General features: G+C 42.2%; 9 protein-coding genes. 8 read left to right on the forward strand and 1 reads right to left on the reverse strand.

Translation table 11 applies throughout. The features are described from left to right. Positions 1-278, forward strand: a 278-nt coding sequence (locus WBA23_RS13205; protein ID WP_424582746.1) for a hypothetical protein, incomplete at its 5' end; no start/stop codon positions are given. Positions 279-323: 45 nt separating this feature from the next. Here WBA23_RS13205 and WBA23_RS13210 read toward each other — a convergent pair. Next, a complete protein-coding gene (locus WBA23_RS13210; protein WP_424582747.1) occupies positions 324-1,679 on the reverse strand; it encodes an amylo-alpha-1,6-glucosidase in 1,356 nt (451 codons plus the stop codon). Between the two features lie 238 nt (positions 1,680-1,917). On the opposite strand from WBA23_RS13210, the gene WBA23_RS13215 reads away from it, so the two are divergent. The 7 genes from WBA23_RS13215 (at position 1,918) to WBA23_RS13245 (ending at position 6,976) form a co-directional block, all read left to right on the forward strand. After that, entirely contained in the window at positions 1,918-2,694 is a 777-nt protein-coding gene (locus WBA23_RS13215) for an SDR family NAD(P)-dependent oxidoreductase (RefSeq protein ID WP_424582754.1), read from the forward strand. A 61-nt stretch (positions 2,695-2,755) separates the two neighbouring features. Further along, entirely contained in the window at positions 2,756-3,067 is a 312-nt protein-coding gene (locus WBA23_RS13220) for a putative quinol monooxygenase (protein ID WP_424582748.1), read from the forward strand. 50 nt (positions 3,068-3,117) lie between these two features. Then, positions 3,118-3,972 (forward strand): fumarylacetoacetate hydrolase family protein, encoded by an 855-nt coding sequence (locus WBA23_RS13225; protein WP_424582749.1) that lies wholly within the window; start codon positions 3,118-3,120, stop codon positions 3,970-3,972. Between the two features lie 165 nt (positions 3,973-4,137). Beyond that, the gene (locus tag WBA23_RS13230) at positions 4,138-4,470 is read left to right on the forward strand and encodes an L-rhamnose mutarotase (protein WP_424582750.1); all 333 of its coding nucleotides are present in this window, start codon (positions 4,138-4,140) and stop codon (positions 4,468-4,470) included. A gap of 3 nt (positions 4,471-4,473) precedes the next feature. Beyond that, complete coding sequence (locus WBA23_RS13235; protein WP_424582751.1) at positions 4,474-5,319, forward strand: amidohydrolase family protein; 846 nt, start codon at positions 4,474-4,476, stop codon at positions 5,317-5,319. 85 nt (positions 5,320-5,404) lie between these two features. Continuing rightward, positions 5,405-6,190 (forward strand): SDR family oxidoreductase, encoded by a 786-nt coding sequence (locus tag WBA23_RS13240; protein WP_424582752.1) that lies wholly within the window; start codon positions 5,405-5,407, stop codon positions 6,188-6,190. Between the two features lie 294 nt (positions 6,191-6,484). Then, positions 6,485-6,976, forward strand: a complete 492-nt coding sequence (locus WBA23_RS13245; RefSeq protein ID WP_424582753.1) for a hypothetical protein — start codon at positions 6,485-6,487, stop codon at positions 6,974-6,976. Positions 6,977-7,035: the final 59 nt, after the last annotated feature.

Below are 7,035 nucleotides of genomic sequence, written 5' to 3' on the forward strand. Positions count from 1 at the left end.
TTTTAAAAATCGCTTTTTTAGGGTTGGATTATCTACCAGAGAGCATCATTTTCATAACGACCTTACAAAAATTAGATGTCAGCTTTAACAAATTAGCTGATCCTCAAGCTGAAGTTGAAAAGCTAAAGAAAATGAATAGCCTAAAACAACTGGAGATCTACGGTTGCGGGTTCAGCTTACAACAAATACAAAGTTTGCAGTCTATTAACCCTAATCTTAATATTAATTACACAAAAAAACACCTTACCGAACGTAGTAAATTTAAAAGTGAGAGCTAAATAGATAGCGCAAGCTGCTGCTCTTATTCACACAGTATAGTGCTACTAATCATCCTCCTCATCTTGCAAAAAATCGATACATAGGGCGGCCGACCAGGAGAAACGGTGACTACCGTAGCCCTGCTTTTCTTTGCCCACCACATCTTTAATTGGATCAAAATATTCGTAAAAACCGTAGTGGTTAATGAGCTCTAGCGATTCTTGCTTAAGCTGCTCGGCTAAATCAGTGAATCCGTAGTGCTTCAGCCCGTGGTGTAGCATCCAGTTCATGTTTATCCAGACCGGACCTCGCCAGTATTTCTTGGGATTGAACTTCGGACTGGTCGGATTGTACGATGGACACAGATACGTATTTTGATCAGCCGAACCGCTAAATGATTTACTTAACAATCGGTCGACAATCTGCTGGGCTTGCTCAGCGTTTGGAATATGCGCGTATACCGGAATCAGTCCGGATGAAGCTTGCATTTCGATGCGTTCATCATTGTGCAAATCGTAAGCATCGTAAATCCCAGTTTTAGGATTCCATAGCTTTTCATTCATTGACTTGATAGACAGTTCGTTCCACTTAGTAAGTTGCTCAACATCTTCATCAATCAGAGTCGCCAACTCGATCAACGCTTGGTTTGATTTTACTAGGATACAGTTGAACAGTGGATCTTGAATCACAAACGGGCAGCGCTCTAAAATAGCTTCTTCGTTGTAATCACATTTACGGTAAATATCTATTAGGTGAATATATCGGTTATAGTCGTAGTCCGTCGGGCGATGTTCGGCGTGGCCATTATCTAAATCTTTGCGCTTGTAAGGCGGAATCTTAATTTTATCAAAGGTAATTCGCTCCATTGGAGCATCCCAGGTTGGTGAATTATCCGTTCCGGATTCCCACGGGTGACGAATGTAGACCAATCCTTCGTTAAACGGATCGCGATGATTGTAAAAATAGTGATGCATCTTCAGTATTTTCGGAAACATCTCCTTGACAAAGTTCAGTGCCCGCATTTTATCCTTCGCATTATCGTAAATATGCTGAAGCACAAAACCATGTACCGGAGGCATGGTAATTCCCGAAGTCTTCTTATTTTCCGGAGCGGAAAACGATCGCCAAGTTTCCCAGAAATCAGAACTGGGGAAATAGTTATAGTCAAATTCCGGATTAAAAATAATCTGAGGAACCATGCCATTATCCCACTGCCCACTAAACAACGACCGCAGTTCAGACTCAGCCCGATCCATGTAATAATGTGAATAACCAATGGCAATAAAACCGGCGTCCCAGTTCCATTGATGAGGATATAAATTAGGTGCTGGTTTGGTAAACTTTCCGGTCCAGTTGCCGGCTAGAATGTCTTTGGCTTCGGCTACCAGGGCTTTAAAATCTATTAATTCCGCAGTATGCATGATTTTCTGACGTTTGTTACGTGAGAGGCAAATAGTTATCTAACTGACGCTGCTAAGCTAAAATTGTTTGATAATAGTCCCCATTTTGCGTTTGTCTGACGCTTTTCAGTTTTTCACACCAATTAAACACAAATGATACCAACTTATTAGCAGTAATTTGTAATCTTCATTGTAAACTCACTTCAATATTATTTGTAGATTTGGCAATTGCTACGTTAATATAATTCAACCTATGCCTATCTTTAATTTGTCTGAACAGGTTGCCGTTATCACCGGGGGGGGAAGCGGTATTGGCCAGAGTATTGCCGAAGTGTTTGCCCAGCAAGGGGCCGAGGTACATATTTTAGAAATTGATGAAGCAAGTGGTCAAAGTACCCAAGACAAAATTAAGAAAGCGGGAGGTAATGCCACGGTGCACTCCTGCGATATTTCTCAACAGTCCGAAGTAATAGATGTAGCTAAACGCATTTTTCAGCAAAGTGGATCTATTGATATTTGGATAAACAACGCGGGAGTTGCTCATATTGGTAATGCAGAAACTACTGAAGAAGAAGATTTTGATAGAATTTATGCCGTCAATATTAAAGGGGTATACAATGGCGTGCGCGCCTGTATCCCTCACATGAAGAAGCAAGGCGGCGGAGTGATTCTTAACCTGGCTTCAGTAGCTTCGGTAATGGGAATTGCTGATCGGTTCGCTTACTCAGCCAGCAAAGGGGCGGTACTCACCATGACCCTTTCGGTAGCAAAAGATTATGTTAAAGATAATATCCGCTGCAATTGTATTGGGCCCGGACGCGTGCATACACCGTTTGTAGATGGCTTTTTAAAAAAGAACTACCCAGGGCAAGAAGATGATATGTTTGACAAACTCTCACAGACTCAACCGATTGGGCGAATGGGTAAACCTGAAGAAATTGCTTACCTAGCGTTGTACCTCTGCTCTCAAGAAGCTGGATTTGTTACCGGCAGTTTTTACCCAATCGATGGCGGATTTATCACCTTGAATAGTTAACAATGGATAGTTGATAATTAAGAATAATACCCAAATCTAAAAACCTAAACAGTGCATTATAATGAACAAATACGGACTGCACGGAAAACTAACCGCCACCGAGGGAAATGGCAAGAAACTAGCCTCTATTCTGTTAGAAGCATCTCAACTAGTTGCCTCAGTTCAAGGCTGTCACCTATATTTAATCAGTCAGGATCAGGCGCATCCTAATGATGTGTGGATTACTGAGGTTTGGGACAGCCAAGAAGACCACGATAATTCCTTGAAAGATGAAAAAGTGCGAGCTCTAATTACCCAGGCTATGCCTCTGCTCGCCGGGAAGCCTGGATCTGGCCAAGTGCTGGATGTTTTAGGAGGAGCCGGAATTGATTAAGACCGAACTATTTTAAATATATAAAACCTACTCACCACCAAACTTACATTATGAAATTATTCCGATTTGGAAATACTACATCTGAAAAGCCGGGAGTTGCTTACCAGGGGAAAAACTTAGACGTTCAGGCTTTTGGCGAAGATTATACTCCTACTTTTTTTGCCAACGATGGACTGAACCGACTGCAAAAATGGTTAGACCAAAACGCTACTGACTGCCCTGTAGTAAGCGATACTGAACGAATGGCCCCTCCATTAGCACAGGTAAGTAAAATAATTTGTATAGGTCTTAACTACAAAGACCATGCTTCGGAAAGTAAAATGGAGCTGCCTAAAGAACCCATAATTTTCTTCAAAGCTACCTCGGCTATTGTTGGTCCTAACGACAATCTAGTAATTCCCAAGGGTAGCGAGAAAACGGATTGGGAAGTAGAACTCGCTGTGATAATAGGCAAAAAAGCATCGTATGTTTCCGAGAGTGAGGCTATGAATTACGTAGCTGGCTATACCCTGCACAATGACTACAGTGAAAGAGCCTACCAACTCGAACGCTCAGGGCAATGGGTAAAAGGAAAAAGCTGCGATACTTTTGCCCCGATTGGCCCCTATTTAGTCACCAAAGATGAAATTGAAGATGTGCATAATTTAGGACTTTGGCTAAAAGTAAATGACGAAACAAAACAGCAGGGCTCTACGGCCAACCTAATTTTCAATATACCTCACATAGTAAGTTATCTCAGCCAGTTTATGAGCTTACATCCGGGCGATATTATCTCTACCGGTACTCCCGCCGGGGTAGGTCTAGGGTTTGATCCCCCTCAATTCCTACAAGCAGGCGACATAGTAGAATTGGGTATTGACGGTCTGGGTAGCTCGCGTCAAGAAGCAAAAGCCTACAAAGAATAATAGAAACCGGAGACCGGAATCCGGAAACCAGAAATATTAAAACGCAGATAAATGGAAAGCTATGGTGATAAATTTGGAATTAGTTATTGTTGAGCAACTGAAACGCATAACTAATAATATTTATTCCAGTCTCCGCTGTCCAGCTTCCGGTCTCCAAACAAAGGCATGAAAGACTACGCCCAAACTGTTAATCTCCAGGATGATCCGGAAGTAATTCGCCAATACGAAGAGTATCACGCTAACGTTTGGCCTGAAGTGCTCTCCGCGCTAAAAGAAGTGGGTATTATCGATATGAAAATCTACCGATTAGGTCGTCGCCTATTCATGTTTATGCAAACAAAGGATGACTTTGATTTTAACGTAGACATGCCCCGCTATCTTACATTACACCCTCGCTGTCAGGAATGGGAAGATTTGATGGGAACGTTTCAGGAAAAAGTACCTGAAGCTCAGCCCTACGAAAAGTGGGCTATAATGAATAAAGTTTTTGAGTTTTAGGTCATGAGAAAGATTGATGCTCATCAGCACTTCTGGCAGTATAGCCCCCGAACTCACGGCTGGATTAGCGATGATATGGCAGTACTTAAGCGAGATTTTCTGCCAGATGACCTAACTCCCTTTCTCGAAGCAAACAATTGTGTCGGTTGTGTAGCAGTTCAAGCTAGTCAAACATTAGCCGAAACTAACTGGCTACTTAGCCTTGCTGCTCAAAATGATTTTATCTTGGGTGTAGTTGGTTGGGTAGATTTACAAGATTCTCAGCTTATCGATACGCTAGAGAACTTGACAAATTACCGTAAGCTTAAGGGGGTACGCCACCTGATTCAGGATGAACCCGATGATCGTTTTATGCTACAAACCGAATTCATTCGGGGAGTAAACCATTTAGCGAAATACGAACTTACCTACGACCTACTCGTTTTTGATAAGCATTTACCAGTAGCTCTGTCATTTATAGAGCAAATATCAGAAGTCCCTATTGTTATTGACCACATCGCTAAACCAAAAATCGGCAAAAAAGAGCTTCAACCCTGGAAGCAAAACATCACGGAACTAGCCCAGAACTCGTCGGCTTACTGCAAAGTATCTGGCATGGTTACTGAAGCTAACTGGCACAACTGGAAGTATGACAACCTACTACCTTACCTGGATACGGTAGTAGAAGCTTTTGGAACCAGCCGTCTAATGATTGGTTCGGATTGGCCGGTTTGCTTGTTATCTTCCGAATACGCCGGAGTAATAGAAATTGTAGAACGCTACTTTAGCAGTTTTTCAGAAGAAGAACAACGGCAGATTTTCTTCCAAAATGCAGTTGACTTCTACCGACTCTCGGAAATAAAATATTAGCTGTGAGACTAGGAAAAAGTGACAATAACCAATAGAAATCCCACGATAGCCATCTTGTAGTCAACAATTTAACTATACACCTCTTATGGATTTACACTTAACTAATAAAGTAATAGTAGTGACTGGCGGGGCCAGTGGCATAGGCGAAGCCATTGTGCGAGGAGCGGCTAAAGAAGGAGCTACACCAGTTATTGTCAACCGTCGTCGCGAACGGGGTGAGAAGTTAGCTGCTGAACTAAAGCAAGCCGGGCACTCATGTTTATTTGTTCAGGCCGATTTGAGCGAGATTGACCAGTGCCAACAGGCTATTCAAAAAACGGTTGATCAACTGGGCCGTATGGATATATTGATTAATAATGCTGGTGTAAACGACGGCGTTGGACTAGAAAAAGGCTTTCCGGAGGCATTCATGCAGTCGCTTCAGAATAACTTACAACACTACTACTCATTGGCGCATTACGCGCTGCCCTATTTGAAGAAAGCAAAAGGTAATATTGTAAATATTAGCTCAAAAACTGCCTTAACCGGACAGGGAGGCACGTCGGGTTACATTGCGGCAAAAGGTGCTCAACTAGCCCTAACCCGCGAATGGGCCGCTGAGCTACTCCCCTACGGAATTCGTGTGAACGCCGTTCTTCCCGCTGAAGTGCTAACCCCTATGTACGAAACTTGGTTGAATAGCTTTGCTAGTCCCGAAGAAAAAAAAGCCGAGATAGAACGACGTATTCCATTGGAACAACGCATGACCACCGCTCAAGAGATTGCCGATACGGTACTGTTTCTTGCTTCCGACCGGTCTTCTCATACCACTGGTCAGCACCTCATCCCCGATGGAGGTTATACCCACTTAGATCGGGCGATTCATTCATAAAAATTGCTTCAATCTGAGGTTATCTTTTTACACAAGAATTATGATTTATTGAATCTGGTCATTCCTGCGTTTTGGCCAAATTTCGGTTTTTTCTGGAGTTGGCGATCCTATGCTTTCATTCAGATTTGATTTCTAGGTAGCTTCTCGGTAGAGACCTTAGTATTATTTTTTTAAATGATGTACTCACAACTAAATCAACAGAAGACGGGTCTTTTATAAAAGAAAAAAAGCATAACATTCTTAAGTTAAGCTGACTTGCCGTTTGGCTATTATAATGAATTATACGTCTCGCTTATGAAAAAACTAGCTAGATTATTATCGGTGCTGATACTATGCACATTCAGTGGACTAAGCTATAGCCAGAGCCACACTAATTCTGTTTCTTTACCATCTTATTCTAACGTAAAATGGTTGTACAAACAAGGGTTTCCGGTTAGTAATTACGATTGGGACAATCCGGAAATTAATCTCTATTTGACCGAAGCACTGAATTATCATCGGCAAGCTAAATTATTTGATGGGGCAGGAATTGGTCTAACCGCTGCCGGAGTACTTTTGCTAACAGCCGGATTTGGTGGATACATGTTTGAAATAATGGCCTTACCTGTATTAATTTTGGGCGATTATCAGTCTAATACTGATCTCTACAATGCCTTACTACTAGCGGGTGGAGCGTCAGTAGTTGGAGGAGTAGCCTTGGTTTTGGGCGGTGGTGGGCCAAACCGGAAACAAGCAAATTCCGCCGCTGGACGGGCCCGGCTTAAATTCTTTACTAACCGCCGTTGACCTACAAAAAAAGCTTTATACAAAATTGCTTATTAATTTTCTCAACTTAGCATCACTTA

Origin of the sequence: Tunicatimonas sp. (assembly GCF_049647865.1) — a bacterium.
Classification (GTDB): Bacteria; Bacteroidota; Bacteroidia; order Cytophagales; family Cyclobacteriaceae; genus Tunicatimonas.

Bases quoted from the DNA above. Each gene is read 5' to 3' on its own strand.
- WBA23_RS13210 (WP_424582747.1), bottom strand. From the start codon at position 1,679: ATGCATACTGCGGAATTAATAGATTTTAAAGCCCTGGTAGCCGAAGCC.
- WBA23_RS13220 (WP_424582748.1), top strand. From the start codon at position 2,756: ATGAACAAATACGGACTGCACGGAAAACTAACCGCCACCGAGGGAAAT.
- WBA23_RS13225 (WP_424582749.1), top strand. From the start codon at position 3,118: ATGAAATTATTCCGATTTGGAAATACTACATCTGAAAAGCCGGGAGTT.
- WBA23_RS13230 (WP_424582750.1), top strand. From the start codon at position 4,138: ATGAAAGACTACGCCCAAACTGTTAATCTCCAGGATGATCCGGAAGTA.
- WBA23_RS13235 (WP_424582751.1), top strand. From the start codon at position 4,474: ATGAGAAAGATTGATGCTCATCAGCACTTCTGGCAGTATAGCCCCCGA.
- WBA23_RS13240 (WP_424582752.1), top strand. From the start codon at position 5,405: ATGGATTTACACTTAACTAATAAAGTAATAGTAGTGACTGGCGGGGCC.
- WBA23_RS13245 (WP_424582753.1), top strand. From the start codon at position 6,485: ATGAAAAAACTAGCTAGATTATTATCGGTGCTGATACTATGCACATTC.